Genomic DNA, 21,367 nt, shown 5'->3' with positions numbered 1-21,367 from the left:
CTGATGGGTGGTTGATGTGTCTGATTTTTCAGCTAAAGATAAAAGAATTCTATATACACGGTTAAACCGACAGTTTAATCCAATTCATTCTGCAGTAAGAAGTATTAGTGATGTTTAGAAAAGCAGTTGAATTTTAGAGCGCTTTACGTGTTAATTTTGGCGCACAAATTTATTTATGAAGGCATTGGTATTGTTGGATGAAGAGGGTAGGCAACTACGAACCGTGGAAAAGTTGTTGTATGCTCTCGTGTTACTTTTTTTTAGTAGCCTGTTCCTTCCACTTATGCCGGTTGTTACAAACATCATCCTAGGGTTTATAGTCATCGTTTCATTCCGTTTTAATTCTCTTAAAGAAAAGTTTCAGTTGTTGAAGGCCCAACCATACATGTTGCTTTTTCTTCTTTACTATCTGCTGCATCTTTTAAGTTTTTTCTGGTCGAATGATAAGAGCGAAGCCACAACACAGTTGTCGATGCGGTTGCCTATATTGATATTTCCATTAACAATTGGCAGCCTGGTGATCAATAGTGTCTTAAAAGACCGGATCATTTATGCAATTGCCATTGTTACAACGGCAGCTGCTTTAATAAGTCTGGGGTTATCCTTCTCTCAATACAGAACAACAGGTAACAGCGGTTATTTATATAATGACAGCTTAACTATTCATTTTGTGTTACAGTCCATTTATGTGGCAATGCTTGTGAACATTTCAATTGTTGGGTTGATCTATCTGTTAAGCAAACGGCCATCCTTTATTAAAATACCTGGTCTGTTATACCTGGCTATTTTTGTTTTGTTTGGCTATCATTTTTTATTGGCCAGCCGATCAGCGATGATCATTCTGTATGGTGGGATATTTTTATTTGCTGTTTATTATATTATTAAGAAACGCAAGTACCTGGAAGGAACAACTTTGATACTTGGAATGTTTATTGGTTCATTTATCCTGTTCAAATTTTTTCCAAAGACAGTACAACGATTTAAGGAGTTAACCTACACCAATTATCAGTATGGCAGCACAGCCGCAGAAAGCCACTATGATATGAAGTTGAGCGAAGAACAATGGAATGGAGCCAACACACGTCTTGCTCTTTGGAGTTGCGGATGGGAAGTAGCGAAAAAAAACCTGATCACGGGAGTTGGTATCGGTGATCGTATACAAGCGGTGAACGAAGTGTACAAAGCCAGGAATTTCACCATGGCCATTCAAACAAAAAAGAATGTACACAACAGTTACCTCGATGCCTTACTTACCTTTGGAGTAGGGGGGCTGTTTCTTTTCATGTTGACATTTGTAGTGTTACCACTTATTGATGTGTCAAAACGAAAAGACATGTTCGACCTTTTTGTGGTTACAGCATTTATTATTTCGATGATCTTTGAAGTGTATCTTGCCCGTAGTATTGGCAGTATGCTTGCAGGGTTTTTCTTTTCTTTAATTGCTGCAACAAAAAGAAATACATAGCCGATCATTGATTGTCGGCCATGTATAATTCAATTGCTTTTTCTGTTTCGCCGAAGTAAACCATTTCACCATTTTTCATGTAGCCGCTTCGTTTACAATAGCGTTGTATAACCTCCATGCTATGGCTAACGAGCACAACTGTTTTGCCTTCGATCCATGAGCTTTCAAAAACTTTGATGGCTTTTTCCTGGAACTTCATATCGCCTACAGCAAACACTTCATCCAAAAACATAATGTCGGCACCGGCTTTAACGGCAATTGAAAAGCTAAGCCTGGCAACCATACCGGATGAAAAGAATTTAATCTTTGTATCAACAAACTCCTTCAGTTCTGCAAACTCAATAATGTCATCAAAAATGGCATCAACTTCCTTTATTTTTAAGCCCAATACGGATCCTGATACATAAACATTTTCACGTGCAGTCAATTCGTGACTCATGCCTACCCCAAGATTCATAAGCATAGTTGAACCGTTTATTTTCACATAACCCGTATCAGGTTTGTATACCCCGGCCAAAAGTTTTGTAAGAGTAGATTTTCCGCACCCATTTCTGCCAATAAAGCCAATGCATTCACCTTTTTTTATTTCAAGTGACATCATTTTCAAAGCTTTTATATGTTTTGTTCTTGGCGGATTAAACAGATTAAACAAACGATGTTTTACCGTGTTATGGCTGTCTTCTGATATGTGAAACGTTTTACTGATATTCCGTACAGTAATAGCTATATTGTTTTCCATGATGGTTATAATTTTTCAGCGGCCTGTGACCCCAATTTGTTTAATAAAAGAATGCCTATCAATAATAGAAATATTGCATAACCGAAATTGAAAATGAAAAGTTCCCAATCAGGGAGTTTGTTGAGCATAAGTACGTTTCTTGCGTTGATAACAATTCCAGAAATAGGGTTGATGTAATCGAAGCCAGGAAGAGTTTCTTTGAAAGTGATAAGTTTAAAGAAAATCGGAGACAAGAAAAACATGAAGCTTGATACAACTCCCCATATTTGTGTTATATCATGAGCCAGAATAAAGGTGCAAGACAATATCAGGGATACACCAAGAGATAAAATAAATAGATTAATGAACAAGGGGATTAGCCATAGATTCATCATAGCTAGCCCATTACCATTTTGTATTAAATGGTAAAACAGCAAGAACATAATCAAATTAAAAAAGAATCCGATAACATTACTAAGAATGGTTGAAACGTAAATTTCAAGTTTGTTCATATTGCTGTACTCATACAAATACTTTTTGGTTTTTAAGATTTGAATGGTTCCGGAAGTGGACTCCAAAAAGAAGTTCCAAAGTATAAGCCCAATAAACAGGAAGGATGCGAAATCTGGCATATCCTGTCTCATTACTATCTGGAAAATAATATAGTACAAGAAAATATCCATCAGAGGCTTAAACAATGCCCAAAAAAGCCCCAGCTTATTTTCGTAGTATCTTAATTTGAATTCAATCTTTGCAAGCAGCCAAATGCGTTCAATTTTATTTGAACCCGAATTTTGTTTCTTAATCGAACTGATCATGTTAGTTGTTTTTTAAACGCTTGTATATAGCTAATCCTGTTTTTTTTAATATTGGGTAGCGGGCGGCAAATCTTTTTGCAATTTTTAATATTTTCCCACTAGAGTGAAGCGTAAATCTTGTTTTATATTCTATAGCCGGGTTGTCATAATAGAACCCTGGCCCATTTTGAATTTGCAACTTAATTATTGCGGCCGCAAACTTACTGTAAAATTCAGAGTGAACTGTAATGATGTATTCAAGAGCGCTTCTTTTTTTAGTGTGATTTAGTTTTCTGAACATGGAGTCTTTCCTTACTCTGTAGAAAAACAATATTTCCGGCATCACTACTCCATTGTATCCATTGGATACAAGGTGAAGTACGCTTTCATAGTCTTCAAGCCCATCTTTTAATACAGAATCGTTTAGGCCGGAATAGAGAAAGCTTTCTTTTTTGTATACCAAGGCGCTACTGTTCATGGTATTATGAAATAAAAGTAGTGGTGGTAACGGATGTATGGTGGGCCACGTAGCAGTGCTGTTTTCGAAGTATTGTGTCCATGCGCCAACAAAAAAAACATTATTATAATTTTTCAATACTCTTATTGCTTTTTCATAATACGTTGGAGCAACTTTATCGTCTGCATCAAGAAATGTCAGATAAGAACCTTTGGCAAATTGTGCACCTGTATTACGTGCTGCCGAAAGCCCGTTGTTTTCAGTATCAATTACTTTTATTTTTGAGTGGTTCCGATATTTTTCGATCTTGTCAAGGCTTTCCTTTTGAGTACTGCCGTCATTAACAAGCAGAACTTCAGTTTTTGGCCAGGTGCTTTTCAATACGCTTTCAATTGTTTCATCAATTGTTTTACTCATATTGAAAAATGGTATCACAACGCTGAGAAACTCGTTACTATCTTTTACTTCAATCGGTACATAATTTTCCTGAGATAAAAAGGGGAAATTTCTTTTAGGTACAGGTTGAAATTGCTGGAGGGTGTTTATCTTTTCACTATAGATAGTATCGTATGAGTACCTTGTCTGGATTCTGTTTATTGCGTTTGTACAGATTGTCTTGTACTCCTTTTCATTTAAATTCTGCACTTTCTTGATGGTCTGCGATAAAGAGCCGTCAATGGCATAATTGTAAAGAAAGCCGTCTATCTCATTTCTTATTACTTCAGACTGCCCCCCACTGGTAGTAGTAATTACAAGCTTTCCTTGTGCCATTGCTTCTAATACAGCGTATGGGAGATTATCAATTATACTTGGAATAATTACCGCTTCAGCACCTTTAATTAGGGCTTCTATTTGTTTTTGTGTAGACTTACCTGCAATAATTAAATTCTTACTTTTTATGAAGTTTTTGTATTTTCTTCTAACAAGTTCGCCGCCAGTTTTTAATTCCGGATGGTACACTATATCTGTACTTCCAATTAAAGTAAGAGTTATCTCTTTTCTTTTGTTCCAGATCGACTCCATCGTTTGCAACAAATGAAAAACCCCTTTTTGCCTGGTCAATTTACCCAGAAATGCGAATGAGTTATTTTTAACTCGAGGTAATTCGGCAGGAAAATTATAGTCAAATGGATTGGGAATAACTTGAATCGGCGGCAGATTCACGAGATATTTCTTTATTTCAGTAGCCATAAACTCTGAAGGTGAAATGAGTAAATCTGCCGAAATAATACTTTGTTTTTCCATCTCACATGTCCAATAGTCGGGGTATTTGTAGGTGGAAACTTCATTGTGTTCCAGATATATAAATGCGGGAGAATGAATGGTTATAATAATTGATAGATTTTCAAAAAGAGGATACTTTAGAAGTTTAAATTGTTGCACATAATAACCAATTCCTAAATAATCCTGGGCTTCTACATAATCAGGGTTTCCTTCATTTCGAAGAAACTCCTCAACTAACAAAGCAAAGGCATAGTTAATTCTTGCCTGATGACCTAATTCTTTATGATGGCAAACTAGAAATGGGTTAAATCTAATGATGCGATAGTCATTTCTTTTTTCGTTCTCAACCTTAACGTTAAGGCTTGGATCAGCTACAAAAACGGAAACTGTATGCTTTTTTTGCGAAAGCATACAAGCGGTATGATAGCAATAAGTGCTGATACCGCCTCCGTAAAATGGAGGAAATTCTGTTGTAAGTAGCCAATACGTCAATCTTTTTCCTTTTTATAAAGTGAACTTAACTTTCGTTTACCCATAATTATTTTTATAACATGGCCAAAACGTTTGTACCAAAGCGGGAGTTGCTCGTATTCTTTGTGATAAAAGTGTAAAATCTTTTCACTTTCATCTTGATCTTTGAGCTGCTGGTTAAAGACCTTGTAGTGCTCCAACTCTCTTGTTAAGTATTTATTCTCTTCTTCCAAAAGACAGTTTTGTTGTGTTAAAGTCCTGTTTGTTATTACTATCGTCTCAAGAAAAGGGAATTTGGCTTTGAAGTGAGCTTCGGTATTATCTAAGCATTCAACGATTTTTAAGAGATCTTTTTCATTTAGGGCTTCTTCAATGATGATCCATTTATTTAAAAAATGTTGCGATAAAATTCGCTTTTCATACTCTGGTTTTAAAGACTCAATTTCAGCTGTATGTTTGATGGACCACAAGTTTTCTAAGTCATTTTCGTCTGTCATCAAAAAACGAAAATCAAACCCCTGTGCATTCATGTAATCTTTAATTTCCGTATTTAGTGAGCTGTTATCGGCTAGTAATAAATACATGGAACCTTCTTTAAGATAATAGGGATGTGTTAAACAAAGAATAGCTTGATTAAAAGACTCGGGATGTGTAGTTTCTTGGGTTTGTTTTAAATAAATGCAAAAAGCTTGTTCAGATTTACCGGAACAGAGTTTTATAGTAAGATCTTCTTGTGATGAACTCAGATCAAATTCATAAAATGGCACAGCAGTTGGAATAACTGCAGCACCTTGTGCAATAAAAGATGAGTGAACTAGTATTTTATTTAGGCTAAATGCCATAAATCTTCTTCTTATTTGATGTACATATCCAACTTAACAGCCGTTCCCATGAGTGTGTTTCTGTTCCATTTTGAAAGTCATCTACATTTCCTGATTCCAAAGTTGCTCTTATTGATAAAGGGCTGTGCTTAATGAAAAAATCTCGGTAAGATGACGCCCTGCACCAAAACATAGTACCGGCTACAAAAGAGTAGTCATTTACAGCAAGATTGTATTTTGAAATCAAGGTTTTCAGTCGAAGGTTATTTGTTGTGTTAAATTCATTGCCGGAAATATGTTCATTGCGTATAAATGATTTAGAGCAAACAATGCCTGTTCCCGAATTGGCTAAAAAATGATTTAGAACAATCTCAATATTGGTACTATCTATTATTTTAAAAAGTTCTGATTTCCAAAAATGGGCTAAAGGAGAGTGAGGGCTTTTTTTGTCATGCAGAAAAATTAGATAGTCTTCTTTTGCACCCAATAATAACCACTGCTGCAGCAGCAAAAATTTCCCCCCGATGTCTTTACCCAGGTTGGGAGATGTTTTTACAACAGCATTTGGAAGTTCCAGTTCGCCTATATCAGCAGCAGATAGTGGCGCTGTGAGATTAATATAGAATGCTACTCCTTTTCGCTTAAGTGGTGTAAGAAGCGGGGCAATTTCTGCAATGCTTTCCTTATAATATATATGTAAGAATACTGCAATCATTTTTCCCTTCTTTTCAAGATCATCTCTTTTACAAGAGATGAATATTTATCCTTTATGTATGGATCCTCTCTTTGATTTAATGAATTTCGCCATGATTCTAATGTCTCTTCAGATATTGGGTATATTGTACCCGTATCTACTCTTTCTCGACTATATTTTTTTATGCATTCTTCCTTTGACTTTGAGAAATAATGATTTATCTGAGCAATATCAATTACTTCATTATCATTAAACGGGCCTGTAATTCTGTTTCTTTTCACGTCTGTATAAATGCTACCCGGTTTCATTGTAATAAAATGAGCATTCCCAAAACTCTCGATCCTATCGGGTTTTGCAATTGTCTTAATATGATTATTTTGCCCCGGTTGGCATAAAATGAAATTATCTATAACCAAACCGACAGGTTTATTTTCATGATAGTTGTCACCGAAGTACACCCAATTTAAACCAATTGCATCTGAGCCTTTATATTCATGCAGAAAATCAATGAGGTTGGCATGATTTCTCAATACAACAAATTCATCTGTATCAGTAAAAGCTGCCCATTTTGTTTTGTGCCCATGGGTTTTACAAAAATGGGTATAGGCCGAGAATTGCATTGCAGTGCCAGGATAGTCTATGAAGGTGCAGATATCTGAATAATTTTTCAGAATTTCTTTTATTGGAATTTTGCTTTCATTATCATAAATAAAAAAATGTTCTACTCCTATCAAATGATGGTAGCATACAAACTCCTCCAAGTAATTTTCTTCATCTTTTGCAATTAAAACAATACTTAGTGTATAATTCATGTTGTTAAATTAAAATGATTTGTGGTCTAATGCCAGGGATATAAGACTTTAGGAGGGTATGAAAATTTTATTTTATAAGTGTCGGATGAAAGATTAAGATTGAAGTATGGGTCTTTTTTAATTAGACGATCCCATTTTTTAAGCATATAACTATGTTCCCGTTTAAAACGTTCAATATTCTTCTCATCAAAATCGCTGCCCCGTGATAATGATTCGTAATGATACAGTTCTGCAAATGGAGTCCATACGTTTTGATAGCCCATATCATGCAACTTTAAGCAAAAATCAACGTCGTTATAGGCCACTTTTAGATTTGCTTCGTCTAAGCCTCCTGCTTTCAGATACAGATTTTTCCTTACTGCAAGGCAGGCGGCAGTAACTGCAATATAGTTTTGAACTAGGTGAAGCCTGTTGAAGTAACCTGGTTCGTTTCTGTTTTGTCTACAAAAAACATGAATTCCCGGATGCCCCTCACATACGAACACCCCAGCATGTTGAATGCAATTATCTGGATAGTACAACTTGGCCCCCACAGCGCCGCACTCTTTGCGTAAGGTGTGGGACGTCATTTCTGTTAGCCAGTCGTCATTGATGACTTCTGTATCGTTATTGAGTAGAACAACCACTTCTCCATTTGCCAAATTGACGCCATAATTCATTATCGCCGCAAAGTTGAACTCTTTATTATAATTGTAAACTTTAATCGATCGGGTCTGTTCCTGCATTTTTTTAAAATAGTAGTGCGCAGCTTCAGTTTCACTATTGTTATCAATTATGATAATTTCATAGTTGGGATAGCTTGTTTTACTTAAAATGCTCTGTAAGCAAGTATTTAAAATATCAATCTTGTCTTTTGTAGGGATTATAATTGAAACCAATGGTTTCTTTTCTGGAAGCTGTCTTCTTATTCTGTAGGAGAAATTGATGTTTTCTTCTGCAACAGCATTCGTATTGGTACGTGCAATATGATCTTGTAATGCTTTTAGACCTGCTTTGTAGGCATACCCTTTGCTGGCTGTTTCAGTAGCTGTAGACCCTGGGATAGCCCGCCAGTGATACAAAATATGAGAGATATGATGTATTTGGCGAGTTTCTATCCTTTCGATAAATCGTAGTGCAAGATCATAATCTTGGCTGCCTTCATACCCTTTTCTAAACCCACCTATTTCCTTGATTATGCTCATTTTATAGGCAGCGAGATGGTTAATCATATTCTGACCGGAAAACAAGTCAGGGTTCCAGTCACTTTTAAAATAGGGATCGTATCTCAAACCATTTTCATCAATTTTATCCTCATCGCTATAAATAAGCGCCAGGTTTTTATTTTTATTCAGAGCATCTGCTATCATGAAAAGACTGTGAGGTCTTAATTCATCATCCTGATCAAGTAACACCATAAAATCTCCTGTGCTTATTGCAATGGCGGAATTCGAGGCTTCACTTATATGACCATTTTGGGTACGGTAAGTAACTTTTATACGTTTATCTTTTTTGGCGTACTCACTAAGCGTTTTCTTTACTTCCGGTAATGTTGAACAATCATCGGCAATGCATAACTCCCAGTTAGGATATACCTGTTCTAAAACAGAATCGATAGCCTTCCGAAGAAAATAAACAGGCGCATTGTATACAGGCATTACAATTGACAGAAGAGGGTTGTGCCGAAAGCCTTTTATCAAATGCTGCATTGCTATCTTGTCTTCCTCCAAAATATTATCGTAGTGTTTGAACCATTGATAATATTCAGAGTATGTTTCTTCTTGTTTGATCGTTACAGCATCCTTCATCTTTCCTTTTACTTCAAGAACACCTGCTTTCACAAATGTTTTTAATAGTTGTGAGATTATAGAAGCATAGCTGTTTTTAAGGTTATTGATTTTGCGATAATTCTTTAATGCATAACTGAAAGCACGAACTTTTGAAATCGGGGTTAATTGGAGGTAATTAAGTTCAAAACTACAATCTGCTATGCTGGGATCGAATCGCAAATGCAAAATATCAAACGGGAATTTTACTAATCCTTCAATAATGCCATCTGTGGGACGATTGAGCGGCCAACTGTCTTCCTCATTATAGCCTCTGCCGTAATCGAAGTATAGCTTAGGAGATAAGAATAACCCTTTTTTAAGCGATATTTTTATTGATATCCAATACCAGCCTGCTCTTAGCTTTTTATTTTTTAGGTTTATTGTGAATATTGGATCAACACCCGAACTGTGAAAGAGATTTGTTTTCTCATCAAAAGAAAGATCTTTTACAGGAGTTAAGGCATACGAATTCTTTAACATATTATCGTTAGTCTACATTTTATAAAATGATGGGTAAGGAGTTAAAAGACAACTCACCCAAGTCGATTGAAGATTTTTTCTTTTAATGTTCCTAGTAAACTCCTCGTCTCATACGTCCTCTTATACCACTCAATATCATTTTGATAGCGGCGAATGTCTTCGAGTAATTTATTGATCAGTTGTTTTGTGCCTTCCTGTTTCTTATTTTCTTCGGTTAACGTTTTATGAAGCTGTTTCTTTTCCTGTTGTTCTTCCGCAAGTTTAGCTTCAAGATCTTTTAATCGCTTGATCAAATCTTCAATCCGTTCACGTTTATATTCATTCTCAGATAGTAGATGACTGTACACCTGGCGTAACAGATCTTCTAACTGAAGTTCTGTGAGGTTACCGGGTAATGCGATCAGTTTGCCCTGATCTGATTGTTTGTTTGGTTGCGTATCCATATTGGTGTCTTACTGGTTTAATAGGTATAAGCAAGTCGATAATTGCCTGCACTGCTGGCTGCATTAAACTCCGTGCTGCAAAGATCTTTCGAGTAACTCCCCATGGCTTCCATCATAAATGGATTATTCATGTAGTAATGAATCTGCGTACAAGCTTGTGCTGTTGTTTCAAAAAGATCACCATTTACGCCATAACGGATAATGTCTTTATTCCCTGTACAGTTCGAAAGGATCAAAGGTTTGCCTAAAGCCATCGCTTCCAAAACACCAAAGGATAAACCTTCGTAATCTGCTGTTGACAAATACAGAGAAGCTTTTGCTAATTCATTCTTCACTTCATCTTCAGTAAGCCAGCCCGTAATACGTATGTTGGGTGAGGAAAGTAAATCACTGTCTTCACCATCGCCAATCCATACAAATTCAACATTTGAATAACTCAAAAATTGTTGGGCAATGTCATTAAAACGTTTCGGATTTTTTTGGGCAAGTATGCGGCCCGAAAAAGCAATAATGAATTTATTCTGATCAGTGGCTGCATTAAGTAATTTATTGTTCACAAAAGGCAGTGTAGTGCCATTATTAATATAGGATGCCTCAATACCTAATTGCTTGTAAGCATCGGCTTCTGACGCAGATACACAAACAACTTTACCGCCAAACGAATGACCTAACAACTCAAGTTGCTTGTATAGCAATTGTTTGAATTTACTTTGCTGCATGAGAAAAGGGGCACCGTTAGGAGTATAAATAACATTTTTGATCTTTAACCAACGGCAAGCCAATCTTCCAATAAAACCACTTTTCGATGAATGAAGATGAACAGCATCAACAGTACGAAAACGTTTTAAAATATTGTAAAGTTCAAATAAGGCCCTTGTGTCTTTTACTAAGTGAAGACCCCTCTGCGCCGATTTCCAATGAATAAATTTTACCTGGTTAGGTGGGAAAAGCTTCTTTACTTCAGCACGTTCCATCACTTCTTGTCGCTCGCCGTGTATAACAATATGATAATCCTCCGGCAGATGCTCCACCAGTGATTTTACAAAGGTTACTACGCCCGATGCAAAGGGCTCTACTACATGAACAATTCTCATTTACAGATATTGTATTTTCTCTCAGGTTCTCTTCTTGTCATTTGTACTGACAAATGAAAAACAAAAAGCGCTGCAAAGGTACTTGCTGCACATTTAATTAAACGCACACTTATTACTTAAAGCACACAGTTATGAATTTTAGCGAACAATTTATTTTCCGATGCGGAATAACAAATGCTTGATTTGGGTAGTTAGTTTATACGGAAGCAATGCGAGTATACTTTGTTTTATAAATCCGATGCAAGTTAATGATTTAATGACGCCATAGAACTTGATGATTTTTATTTTTGATGTTATTTGTTCCTGTCTTTTTTTTACACTTATTCCATTTGTATCTATTTGTGCTTCAACCAGTATCTCCTGAATAATGTGCGTCTTATATTTTTTCGTTAACTCAAAGAAAAAGGCATAATCCTCCGCATAAGGATAATCATAAGGATAAAGTTTCGTGTTCCTGATCATTTCATTCCTGAAAATGACTGTTGGATGAATGAAACTGCACTTGAGATGCATTTGATTCAGAATTGCATAATGATGCTCAGCTGCTTTGTAAACGAATTGAGTTTTCTTTTTATGGTCAACAAATAAACACAAAGAACCAAGTAGGGCAACATCAGTGGTTACACTTAAAAATGAAATCTGTTTTGTAAAACGATCTGCTCTGCAAATATCACCACAATCTAAACGTGCAGTATATAATGAATCATTTCTGTTGAGAATTAAACGAAGGCCGGTATTCAATGCCTCGGTGATGCCTTTGTTTTGTGGCAATCGAATGATTTCAATGCTCTGGTTTTGCAATAACGCTTCAGGAAATTCCGATAACGATACCGGAACAGTACTTCCATCATCAACTACCATTACTTTATACTTTTCTTTCGGGTATTCAACCGAAAAAAGCGACCGGATCAATCCATCCGTATTGTTGTAACATGGAATTAAAAGATAAAAATCGAGCATCACAGTAATTTTCTCACCCTGCCCATCCTTCCCGGTCCAGACTTCTGTATTGAATAGCTTCAGCCAGGTGTTCCACTTTTATATCGGGGCTTTGTGCAAGGTCGGCAATAGTACGACTAACTTTTAAAATACGATCGTAGGCTCTTGCACTCAGATTCAGTTTATCCATGGCCGCTTTCAATAACGTTTGTCCTGCTTGTGAGATCACACAAATTTCTTTGAGTTGTTTGCTGCTCATTTGTGCATTGGCATAAATACCATCCACATCTTTATAACGTTCAGCCTGAATTTCACGTGCAGCAATCACACGGTCACGGATAGCTGCACTAGGTTCACTATTTTCTGCTTTTGATAATTCACTGAAAGGAACAGGCGTTACTTCCACATGCAGATCGATACGATCAAGCAACGGTCCTGAAATTTTATTGAGATATTTCTGCACAGCCCCTGGCGGACAAGTACATTCTTTTTCAGGATGATTATAAAAACCACAAGGGCAGGGGTTCATAGAAGAGATGAGCATAAATGATGCAGGAAAATCAATTGCGATCTTTGCACGTGAAATGGTAACACGTCGTTCTTCCATTGGTTGACGCATCACTTCCAGCACGGTTCGTTTAAATTCTGGTAACTCATCTAAAAACAATACTCCATTATGTGCCAATGAAATTTCACCGGGTTGCGGATTGGTTCCTCCGCCAACAAGTGCAACATCACTAATGGTATGATGCGGCGAACGAAACGGACGTTTAGAAATCAATGTTGCATTCTCCGGGAGTTTACCTGCTACACTATGAATTTTTGTTGTTTCCAATGCTTCCTGCAAACTCAATGGAGGAAGAATAGTAGGTAAACGTTTTGCAAGCATTGTTTTACCTGCGCCGGGTGGACCAATGAGAATGGCGTTATGACTACCTGCTGCTGCAATTTCCAATGCACGTTTTATATTATGCTGACCTTTTACATCATTGAAGTCAAATTCAAATTCATACTGCGCATTAAAAAATTCTTCTCTCGTATTTACAACAGTCGGTTGTAATGTTGTTTCATCCTTAAAAAAGGCAATTACATCATTGATGTGCTCAACACCATACACATTCAGGTTGTTCACCATCCCTGCTTCCTTTGCATTTTGTTTGGGAACGATCAGGCCTTTAAAATTTTCTTTGCGAGCCTGAATGGCAATGGGCAATGCACCTTTGATGGATTGAATGGTTCCATCCAAACTTAACTCACCCATGATCACATATTCACTCAGTCGTTCAGGGTTGGCAAGTTGTTCAGTTGCACCAAGAATGCCAACTGCTATGGATAAATCAAAAGCAGTTCCTGTTTTTCTAATATCAGCAGGCGCAAGATTTACAACAACCTTTGTTCTTGGAAAATAGTAGCCGGATGTTTTTAATGCACTTTCAATACGTTGTTCGCTTTCTTTTACTGCATTATCGGGCAACCCAACCATAAAAAATTTTTGTCCGCCGCTCACATTCACTTCTACCGTAATAGTAATAGCGTTCACTCCGTAAACAGCGCTTCCAAAGGTTTTAACGAGCATGCAATTGATGGTTAGTTGAGAAGTGAGAACAAGTTAATAAGAAATTTGAATACCAGCGACAGTTCCCTGATTATTCCCGGTTGCGTCGCAATCCGTTCATCGGTATTGCAGCAATTGAACAAATAAATATTTCAATTGACAATGATCATTGTAAGTAGAGATTCACAATTCTTCCTTTACCAACAGATGCAGGTAACACAGTTGTTGAATCGTTTTGTAAGATCAATACCCTGCCTTCCGCTTTCATATCCCACAAACTGCCTGTGAAAAATACATTCATGCCTTGATGAATGTTTGCCAGTACAGCCCGTTTGTTCATACTGTATTTAAGCCATGCATCACCTTCGCTTATCTTTTTGTAATCAGTTGTATCAACATCAACAGGAACTTTAAAACCATTATATCCATTCCATGCTGCAAGCCAAACACTATCCTTGCCGCCAAGAGATGGCACGACAATGAAATCTGCTTTGTTTGTAAGATTGCTATATGCCTGCGGATACCAACTATCAGCACAAATTAGTACTGCCATCTTTTCCGCTTTGGTTGTGATCACAGATTGCTGTGAAGTATCAGCTGCCGCAGTGAAACCCTGTTCATCATCAATGGGAAACATTTTCTTGATCAATGGAGAAAGAATTTTTCCATCATTTCCAAATACAACGGAGGTATTATAAACAGGTGCGCCTTGTTTGATCTGCAAGTCACCGTTGGAGTTAATGGAAGCATCAGGCAATGCAATCGAGCCAGCGACAATAGTGCACTTGTATTCTTTAGCTAATGTTGAGAAAACCTGTTGGTATTGCTTGGCCATTTTCGCTGCTTTCAAATGAAAGATGGCATACTTCGATTTGTCCGCAGCTGGTGATTTTAAATAACCGTATAAAAAACTGAACAGGTTGGAGCGTACCATGGTCGTCATCGCTTTTTCAATTTTTTCCTGTTTATAGATCGTTTCTTTTTCATTTGCTGCTACTAACCATGTGCCGATATATTCCGGCAATACAACAATTGATTTATCGTTGAGTTTGTTTTCACGCTTCAATTGTTCAAAATAAAAGCGAAGTGATATTTCAAAATTAAAAGCAGTTGAATAACTGGTGGCAGTGAGATAAGGCTGAATGCCAATGATATTTCCTTTGCCGCTGTCGATACCAACTTCTACATATTCAAATCTTGCTTTGAGTTCGGGTAGTTTACTCCAGCCGGTTTCTTTTTCTTTTGCACGGCCAGTGAATGACCAGATGAAATAAGCCGAAAGAAGAACAGCGATGATGATAGCTATGCGGATGAAGAATTTTTTCATTAAATTTTTATTGAATCACTAAGACGCAAAGATTTCACAAGGTACACAAAGGAAAAAAATCATTAATAATCAGCAGTATCTGTGACTCTATTGTCTAGCTCTACAATTTCTCCAGCATCTCCACCACCTTCTCCCGTTTCAAAATCAAATAACCAAAGCGGTCGTTACTGATACCTTCTTTTAACTGGTAACTGAATTGCAACTGCTCATCGGTAGCCGTTGTTTCAAAATAGCGGAAGGAAATGTTTGGATATTGTTTCAACTCGTCACCAATTTCATACAAATGTGTGGAGAGAATGAACAAAGAGTTTTTGATCTTCAGCAATCCTTTGATCACGGCTGTGCTGCAATGCATGGCATCCTGTATGTTGGTGCCTTTGAATAGTTCATCAATGAGCACCAGCCACTTTCTTCCATCAGTTATTTTTAGAACGGTATTCTTGATGCGTTGAACTTCGTTATAAAAATAACTTTCACCTTTTACAATATTATCCTGCACCTGTATATTACTCAGCAAACCATCAAACAAACTCAACTCCATGGAAGCCGCAGGAACACCCATACCCACATGTGCAAGATAAACAGCACAACCGACTGATTTAATAAACGTACTCTTACCCGCCATATTCGCACCGGTGAGAAAAAGAAAATTCGTTTGCGGGTTCAAGGTAATATCATACGCAACTGGTGTCTGTAACAACAGATGATATAAACCCTGTGCTTTGATCAATGGTTCACCACTTTCTTTTACTTCAGGAAAATGCAGATTAAAATGATCTACAGCTTTTGCCATGCTGTAATAAGCATCGAGCTTATGATAAATATCGATCAGTTGCTCTGCCTGCCTTTTATATTCAATGCGCAAAAAATTACCAAAACGTAACATTTTTGGCGGGGCAAGTGTGGCAGATGAATGTTGTTTGATCATATCATGCACCATGCCATGATCCAACAACTTTCTTATATCAACTACTAATGAACGGAGGATAGGAGAGATGTTATCGTTGTTGAACAATTGCTGCAATTGATGCATGCCTCTCAGGAAATCAATAAAATGCCCGACTGTGTAACGAACCAAACGATAATCCGGCCCTTCAAACAAACGATAAAAAAACGCTGGAACATGTGAATAGCTGTCTGGAATTTTATCAAACGGATAGCCATAAAACTTTTCTAACACAAGTATGGTTCCATTCGTGATTTCTTTGGGCCATTGCTCAATCACTTCCCTGATCTGTTGCAGTGTTTGTTGTGTATCGACAATTTTTTTCAGATTGTGATGCGGATGCGTTAACAGGTATTCCAGTTTCTGTTTACCACCAAATGTGTTACAGAAATTGATACGGTGCAGCAGCGAATACTCTTCCTCGTTATTGAAGATCGAAAGGTCGTGGTATGTGACTTTGTCTATTTCCAAGTTGTACTGACTGTATTAAATTAATTCCTGTCAAAAAGTAATCGTTGCCCCATCTGTGATTCATCTATGCTTCCATTTCCATAAACTAAATGACCATTTACAAAAGTATGTGTGATGGTAGCCGGAAAAGTAAAACCTTCCAACGGGCTCCAGCCACATTTGTAAAGTAAGTTTTCTTTTGTTACCGTAGATGGTTTGTTGAGGTCAACCAACACGAGATCAGCAAAATAACCTTCACGCACATAACCACGTTCTTTTATCTGGAAACAATCTGCAACTGCATGGCTCATCTTCTCCACAATTCTTTCTAAGGAAATACGTCCTTCTTTATAATAATGCAGCATTAGTAACAGAGGATGTTGCACCAATGGTAATCCTGCATGTGCATTTTCATACGACCCTTGTTTTTCTTCCCATGCATGTGGTGCATGATCGGTTGCAATTACATCTATCCTGTCATCAAGCAATGCTTTCCACAAAGCTTCTTTGTTTTCTTTTGCTTTAATGGCCGGGTTACATTTAATACGATAGCCAAGTGTTTCATAATCATCAGCCGTATAATGTAAATGATGCACACATACTTCGCTGGTGATGCGTTTCTCTTTCAACGGCATCATATTGCCAAACAACTCCAGCTCTTTTGCTGTGCTGATGTGCAGAATATGTAAACGTGTATTGTATTGTCTTGCGATTTGTATTGCCATTAACGATGATTCATAACAACCGTTCTCATCACGCACCAGTGGATGATCTGCCGGCGATAATTCACCTTTCAAAGCTTTTAAACGGTCATAATTTTCTTTGATAATACTTTCGCTTTCGCAATGTGTAGCCACCAGCATTTCACTTTCACGAAAAACCTTATCAAGTGTATTATAATTATCGACCAGCATATTGCCTGTGCTTGCACCCATAAAGATCTTGATACCACAAATGCTGTTTTTAAAATCATTTGCTTTTAATGTATCATCGGCACTTGTGTTGCTGGTGCCCATATAAAAAGAATAGTTGGCAAGCGAGGTGTTTGCAGCAATCGTGTACTTGTCTTCAAGTAATTCAAGATTCAATGCATTTGGAATGGTGTTGGGCATTTCCATAAAACTGGTAACGCCACCAGCCACAGCTGCTTTTGCTTCGGTATGAATCGTTGCTTTGTGTGTTAATCCGGGTTCACGAAAATGCACCTGGTCGTCTATAGCACCCGGTAAAAGATATTTTCCCTCTGCATTTATTTCTGTTGCTCCGTTTGCATTACTGATAGACGAGGCAATCTTTTCAATTCGTCCGTTCTTAATGAGTACATCAGTTGGAGTGATCTTTCCTTCATTTACAAGTAAGCAGTTCTTAATTAAGTAATGTTGCGCCATGTATTGTTCAGTTATTTCAAATATTTGGTTTGTAATTTGCCGGTACAAGTCCTTAAAACTCTGTATTATTCGGCACGATGTATCGTTTGTAACACTTATTTTTACGATTAAAACACAACCGCATGCAATTTAGCAAATGCAGTCTATGGTTAGCTCTTCTTGCTATACCCTTTTTTTCCGCTGCGCAAAGTACTTACCTGCAGCAGCAATCAAAACACCTTCATTTTATCGACCGGCTTGAATTAAAGACCGGTAATATCAGCGATCTCAATTTCACCAGTACCAAGCCATACGACCGCCGTTATGCTGTGCAATGGCTGGGTGCAAAAGCCGATTCAATGCTGGCGCTTACGCCACTATTTTATAACCAGGATACAGCTCTTCGGTTAAGTAAGGCCGATCAGTACAATCTCCGCAGCCTTTATCTCAATAACCAGGAATGGGTATCGGGTGATCGCAGCACCTTTAATAGCAAAAAGCCATTCCTCAAGAAATTTTATAAAACGCCTGCCAGCTTTATTGAAAAATACGGCGATGATTTCTTTATTGCCATCAACCCGATGATCAGCTATCGTCAATCGGTAGAGTTGAATAATACGGATCAGAACATTTTCATCAATCAACGTGGTTTGAACGTCCGTGGCAATATTGGCAAACGTGTTGGTTTTAGTGCCATGGCCATGGATGTGCAGGAGCGTGCTCCGTTGTTTGTACAAAACTGGATCGATAGTCTCGATGCTGTACCCGGTGCTAATTTTTACAAGGACTTCAAGCAATCAGGTGTTGATTATTTTGATGCACGTGGATCGTTCACTTTTAATGCAGCAAAATATATCAACTTCCAGATCGGATACGATCGGAATTTTATTGGCAATGGATACCGCAGTTTAATGCTGAGTGAGTTTGCCGGCAACCAGTTATTTGTAAAACTCAACACACGTTTCTGGAAATTTAATTACCAAAACCTGTTTATGGAATTGCATACCACAGGCAAAAGCAACAGCAGTAATGCCTTGGTGCCAAAGAAGTATGCAGCCATGCATCATTTAAGTATGAATGTATTGCCCTGGTTGAATGTTGGTTTGTTTGAAGGTGTGGTGTTTGGAAGAAAGGATAAGTTTGAGTTCGGGTATATGAACCCAATCATTTTCTACCGTACTATCGAAGGTAATTTAGGTAGCAGCGATAACGCATTAGTGGGCGCCGATTTTAAAGCGAACCTGTTCAAACGTGTACAACTGTACGGACAATTGGTGATTGATGAATTTAATTTCGCTGAATTAAGGAACAATCGTAGTTGGTGGGGTAATAAAACAGGAACACAGCTTGGGTTGAAATACATTGATGTAGCCAATGTCAATAATCTTGATCTGCAGTTGGAATGGAATACTGTTCGTCCGTTTACTTATTCGCATTTTGATTCTGTATCGAGCTATACACACTATAACCAGCCATTGGCGCATCCGCTTGGTGCCAACTTTAAAGAAATAATTGCAGTGCTGCGTTATCAACCAATAGGCAAATTGAATTTAACCGGCAGACTGATTTACTGGAAACAGGGTTTGGACAGTGCAAGCGGACGTAATGCAGGTTCTGATATTTTCCGTTTGAATACTGATGGCCGCACAAGCAACTATGGTTATACAACAACAAATGGTGTAGCGAGCAAAGGCATCAACGCATTATTCCTTGCCAGCTATGAAGTGTATGAAAATATTTTTATTGATGCCAATCTCTTGCTTCGCCGATTCACCAAAGGAAATGCTGCTGCACAAAATACAACTGTGCTTGGGTTAGGAGTTAGGATGAATTTGTGGTATAGGGATTATGATTATTGATTGATAGATTCGCTGAGGACGCAGATGGAGAGGATAAACAAAGATTTAATATAAAAAATCAATGAATATTTTTTCAATCAGTCTAATCTGTGATTTTATCAACTTACCCTTCCAGATGTATACTAAACACAATCATCCTCGCCTGCATCTTATCAATCACATTTGAATAGATGAGATGTTGATCCCTGGCATGAACACTTTGAAAGCTGTTGCTGAATTTTATTTCAGGGCTCATGATGAACGTTGGAAAGTAGAAATGAAAACCAAGACCAACTTCATAACCCAGTGCCGACTTATTGAGTTTTACAAGGTCTTCTGCACGACGTGCCTGGCTGTTGCTGGCAAGATCATAATCGAACTTGCCACCACCTAACATATACACACGAAAATTATCAATTCTGTCGCTGCTGAATTTTAATTGCAATGGCACACTGATGTAAATACTTTCAACTGTTTTTTGTTGCCAGTTCTTATCTCCTGTGAGCGGATAATTGAGATAGTAGTTAATACCACGTGAGGCAAAAATGAGTTGGGGATTTATCCTTGCTTCTAAATGATCAACCAGACGCAAGGTGCCGAGTAAACCCAATCCAAATCCTGCACTGCTGGTAGAACCTACAGTTGCAACACTGTCATCCTGTAAAAATTTTGGATGATGATTCATATGAAAATAAGCGCTGTTGCCACTCAATGTAATACCAAAGTAGTACGATTTTAATTCGTGGTTAGGCAGGTTTGTTTCACGTTGTGCAAATGATGAAAACGCACAGGTAATTAGAAGAAGGGTAACGATTATTTGTCGCCGCAATAAATACTGCATATGCCGAGCGTAAGAGGTTTGCATGAAGTGTCTTTAAATCCGGTTTTGTTCAATACAGCCACAAAATTTTGTCCTTCAGGAAATGCTTTGATGCTGTTGTTAAGATATTGATAGGCTTTTTTGTTTTTACTGAAAGCGCCAGCCACCTGTGGGGCAACCAATCCCATATAAAGATTGTATGCCTGTAATACACCGGGTAGTTTTGGTTTCGAAAATTCCAGCACCACCAGCCGGCCACCAGGTTTTAGCACACGGTAAATTTCGCTGATGCCTTTTTCAAGGTTTTCGAAATTTCGCACGCCAAACGCAACAGTTACTGCATCAAACGTGTTATCGGGAAAATTTATTGTTTCACTATCGCCGCTTTTGAGCTCAATTACCTGTTCTAACCCCTTGGCTTTCACCTTTACACGGCCGCCTTGCAGCATCCCTTCGCTGATATCAATTCCAATGATCTTGTCCGGTTGCAGCTGTTTTGCCGCCATAATTGCCACATCGCCGGTGCCTGTTGCCACATCCAACATCAGTTTTGGCTGCAGGTCTTTCAACCTGGCCAATGCTTTTTTGCGCCAGCCTGTATCGATGCCGGCTGAAAGAAAACGGTTGAGAAAATCGTAACGGGGAGCAATGTCATCAAACATCTCCGCTACTTGTTTCTTCTTACTTTGTTCCGATGCTTTGTCGGGTACTACTTTATCGTGTGCGTATTGTTCGCTCATGGAGCGCAAAGGTAAGGAGGGAATGAAGAAGTACGTGGTACGAACTAAGAAGTAGGGTGAAGCCGATAGCCGATAGTTGTTAGCCAATAGTACAAGAGGTT

At 37.9% G+C, this 21,367-nt stretch carries 18 protein-coding genes; 2 read left to right on the top strand and 16 right to left on the bottom strand.

Going from position 1 to position 21,367, the window contains the following annotated elements:
* The first annotated feature begins 175 nt into the window (after positions 1-175).
* Positions 176-1,465: an O-antigen ligase family protein gene (locus tag WG954_RS01610; protein WP_340432959.1), complete on the top strand. Its 1,290-nt coding sequence runs from the start codon at positions 176-178 to the stop codon at positions 1,463-1,465.
* Positions 1,466-1,469: 4 nt separating this feature from the next.
* Here WG954_RS01610 and WG954_RS01605 read toward each other — a convergent pair whose 3' ends face one another.
* The 14 genes from WG954_RS01605 to WG954_RS01540 all read right to left on the bottom strand — a co-directional run bounded on the left by WG954_RS01605 (position 1,470) and on the right by WG954_RS01540 (position 17,889).
* The gene (locus tag WG954_RS01605; RefSeq protein ID WP_340432956.1) at positions 1,470-2,204 is read right to left on the bottom strand and encodes an ABC transporter ATP-binding protein; all 735 of its coding nucleotides are present in this window, start codon (positions 2,202-2,204) and stop codon (positions 1,470-1,472) included.
* A 5-nt stretch (positions 2,205-2,209) separates the two neighbouring features.
* Positions 2,210-3,001 (bottom strand): ABC transporter permease, encoded by a 792-nt coding sequence (locus WG954_RS01600; protein ID WP_340432953.1) that lies wholly within the window; start codon positions 2,999-3,001, stop codon positions 2,210-2,212.
* 1 nt (position 3,002) lies between these two features.
* The gene (locus tag WG954_RS01595; RefSeq protein WP_340432951.1) at positions 3,003-5,153 is read right to left on the bottom strand and encodes a glycosyltransferase; all 2,151 of its coding nucleotides are present in this window, start codon (positions 5,151-5,153) and stop codon (positions 3,003-3,005) included.
* The gene (locus WG954_RS01590) at positions 5,150-5,974 is read right to left on the bottom strand and encodes a hypothetical protein (protein WP_340432949.1); all 825 of its coding nucleotides are present in this window, start codon (positions 5,972-5,974) and stop codon (positions 5,150-5,152) included. The genes WG954_RS01595 and WG954_RS01590 overlap by 4 nt, the downstream gene beginning before the upstream one ends.
* Positions 5,964-6,668 (bottom strand): rhamnan synthesis F family protein, encoded by a 705-nt coding sequence (locus WG954_RS01585; protein ID WP_340432946.1) that lies wholly within the window; start codon positions 6,666-6,668, stop codon positions 5,964-5,966. Before WG954_RS01585 ends, WG954_RS01590 begins: the two co-directional genes overlap by 11 nt.
* Positions 6,665-7,459: a glycosyltransferase family 2 protein gene (locus tag WG954_RS01580; RefSeq protein ID WP_340432943.1), complete on the bottom strand. Its 795-nt coding sequence runs from the start codon at positions 7,457-7,459 to the stop codon at positions 6,665-6,667. Before WG954_RS01580 ends, WG954_RS01585 begins: the two co-directional genes overlap by 4 nt.
* A 26-nt stretch (positions 7,460-7,485) precedes the next feature.
* Positions 7,486-9,747 carry a glycosyltransferase family 2 protein gene (locus WG954_RS01575; protein WP_340432940.1) on the bottom strand — a complete coding sequence of 754 codons (2,262 nt, stop codon included), beginning with the start codon at positions 9,745-9,747 and terminating at the stop codon, positions 7,486-7,488.
* Positions 9,748-9,800: 53 nt separating this feature from the next.
* Positions 9,801-10,190 carry a hypothetical protein gene (locus tag WG954_RS01570; RefSeq protein WP_340432938.1) on the bottom strand — a complete coding sequence of 130 codons (390 nt, stop codon included), beginning with the start codon at positions 10,188-10,190 and terminating at the stop codon, positions 9,801-9,803.
* A 17-nt stretch (positions 10,191-10,207) separates the two neighbouring features.
* A complete protein-coding gene (locus tag WG954_RS01565) occupies positions 10,208-11,284 on the bottom strand; it encodes a glycosyltransferase (RefSeq protein WP_340432935.1) in 1,077 nt (358 codons plus the stop codon).
* A 150-nt stretch (positions 11,285-11,434) separates the two neighbouring features.
* Entirely contained in the window at positions 11,435-12,244 is an 810-nt protein-coding gene (locus WG954_RS01560; RefSeq protein ID WP_340432933.1) for a glycosyltransferase, read from the bottom strand.
* A 13-nt stretch (positions 12,245-12,257) separates the two neighbouring features.
* Complete coding sequence (locus WG954_RS01555) at positions 12,258-13,799, bottom strand: YifB family Mg chelatase-like AAA ATPase (RefSeq protein WP_340432931.1); 1,542 nt, start codon at positions 13,797-13,799, stop codon at positions 12,258-12,260.
* Between the two features lie 145 nt (positions 13,800-13,944).
* Positions 13,945-15,105 carry a carbon-nitrogen hydrolase family protein gene (locus WG954_RS01550; RefSeq protein ID WP_340432929.1) on the bottom strand — a complete coding sequence of 387 codons (1,161 nt, stop codon included), beginning with the start codon at positions 15,103-15,105 and terminating at the stop codon, positions 13,945-13,947.
* Positions 15,106-15,205: 100 nt separating this feature from the next.
* On the bottom strand, positions 15,206-16,522 hold the full coding sequence (locus tag WG954_RS01545; protein ID WP_340432927.1) for a MutS-related protein: 1,317 nt from the start codon (positions 16,520-16,522) through the stop codon (positions 15,206-15,208).
* Positions 16,523-16,542: 20 nt separating this feature from the next.
* Complete coding sequence (locus WG954_RS01540) at positions 16,543-17,889, bottom strand: dihydroorotase (protein WP_340432925.1); 1,347 nt, start codon at positions 17,887-17,889, stop codon at positions 16,543-16,545.
* A 122-nt stretch (positions 17,890-18,011) separates the two neighbouring features.
* Between WG954_RS01540 and WG954_RS01535 the strand changes: the two genes are divergently transcribed.
* On the top strand, positions 18,012-19,727 hold the full coding sequence (locus WG954_RS01535; RefSeq protein WP_340432923.1) for a capsule assembly Wzi family protein: 1,716 nt from the start codon (positions 18,012-18,014) through the stop codon (positions 19,725-19,727).
* A gap of 103 nt (positions 19,728-19,830) precedes the next feature.
* On the opposite strand, the gene porT is transcribed toward WG954_RS01535, so the two are convergent.
* A complete protein-coding gene (gene porT / locus WG954_RS01530) occupies positions 19,831-20,547 on the bottom strand; it encodes a type IX secretion/gliding motility protein PorT/SprT (RefSeq protein ID WP_340432922.1) in 717 nt (238 codons plus the stop codon).
* A complete protein-coding gene (gene ubiE, locus WG954_RS01525) occupies positions 20,520-21,266 on the bottom strand; it encodes a bifunctional demethylmenaquinone methyltransferase/2-methoxy-6-polyprenyl-1,4-benzoquinol methylase UbiE (protein ID WP_340432921.1) in 747 nt (248 codons plus the stop codon). The genes porT and ubiE overlap by 28 nt, the downstream gene beginning before the upstream one ends.
* Positions 21,267-21,367: the final 101 nt, after the last annotated feature.

Source organism: Lacibacter sp. H375 (assembly GCF_037892425.1).
Lineage (GTDB): Bacteria > Bacteroidota > Bacteroidia > Chitinophagales > Chitinophagaceae > Lacibacter.
The sequence above is the reverse complement of the archived record's forward strand: the minus strand, read 5'-3'. Positions and strand labels throughout refer to the sequence as shown.

Bases quoted from the DNA above. Each gene is read 5' to 3' on its own strand.
- WG954_RS01610 (WP_340432959.1), top strand. From the start codon at position 176: ATGAAGGCATTGGTATTGTTGGATGAAGAGGGTAGGCAACTACGAACC.
- WG954_RS01605 (WP_340432956.1), bottom strand. From the start codon at position 2,204: ATGGAAAACAATATAGCTATTACTGTACGGAATATCAGTAAAACGTTT.
- WG954_RS01600 (WP_340432953.1), bottom strand. From the start codon at position 3,001: ATGATCAGTTCGATTAAGAAACAAAATTCGGGTTCAAATAAAATTGAA.
- WG954_RS01590 (WP_340432949.1), bottom strand. From the start codon at position 5,974: ATGGCATTTAGCCTAAATAAAATACTAGTTCACTCATCTTTTATTGCA.
- WG954_RS01585 (WP_340432946.1), bottom strand. From the start codon at position 6,668: ATGATTGCAGTATTCTTACATATATATTATAAGGAAAGCATTGCAGAA.
- WG954_RS01580 (WP_340432943.1), bottom strand. From the start codon at position 7,459: ATGAATTATACACTAAGTATTGTTTTAATTGCAAAAGATGAAGAAAAT.
- WG954_RS01575 (WP_340432940.1), bottom strand. From the start codon at position 9,747: ATGTTAAAGAATTCGTATGCCTTAACTCCTGTAAAAGATCTTTCTTTT.
- WG954_RS01570 (WP_340432938.1), bottom strand. From the start codon at position 10,190: ATGGATACGCAACCAAACAAACAATCAGATCAGGGCAAACTGATCGCA.
- WG954_RS01565 (WP_340432935.1), bottom strand. From the start codon at position 11,284: ATGAGAATTGTTCATGTAGTAGAGCCCTTTGCATCGGGCGTAGTAACC.
- WG954_RS01560 (WP_340432933.1), bottom strand. From the start codon at position 12,244: ATGCTCGATTTTTATCTTTTAATTCCATGTTACAACAATACGGATGGA.
- WG954_RS01555 (WP_340432931.1), bottom strand. From the start codon at position 13,799: ATGCTCGTTAAAACCTTTGGAAGCGCTGTTTACGGAGTGAACGCTATT.
- WG954_RS01550 (WP_340432929.1), bottom strand. From the start codon at position 15,105: ATGAAAAAATTCTTCATCCGCATAGCTATCATCATCGCTGTTCTTCTT.
- WG954_RS01540 (WP_340432925.1), bottom strand. From the start codon at position 17,889: ATGGCGCAACATTACTTAATTAAGAACTGCTTACTTGTAAATGAAGGA.
- WG954_RS01535 (WP_340432923.1), top strand. From the start codon at position 18,012: ATGCAATTTAGCAAATGCAGTCTATGGTTAGCTCTTCTTGCTATACCC.
- porT (WP_340432922.1), bottom strand. From the start codon at position 20,547: ATGCAGTATTTATTGCGGCGACAAATAATCGTTACCCTTCTTCTAATT.
- ubiE (WP_340432921.1), bottom strand. From the start codon at position 21,266: ATGAGCGAACAATACGCACACGATAAAGTAGTACCCGACAAAGCATCG.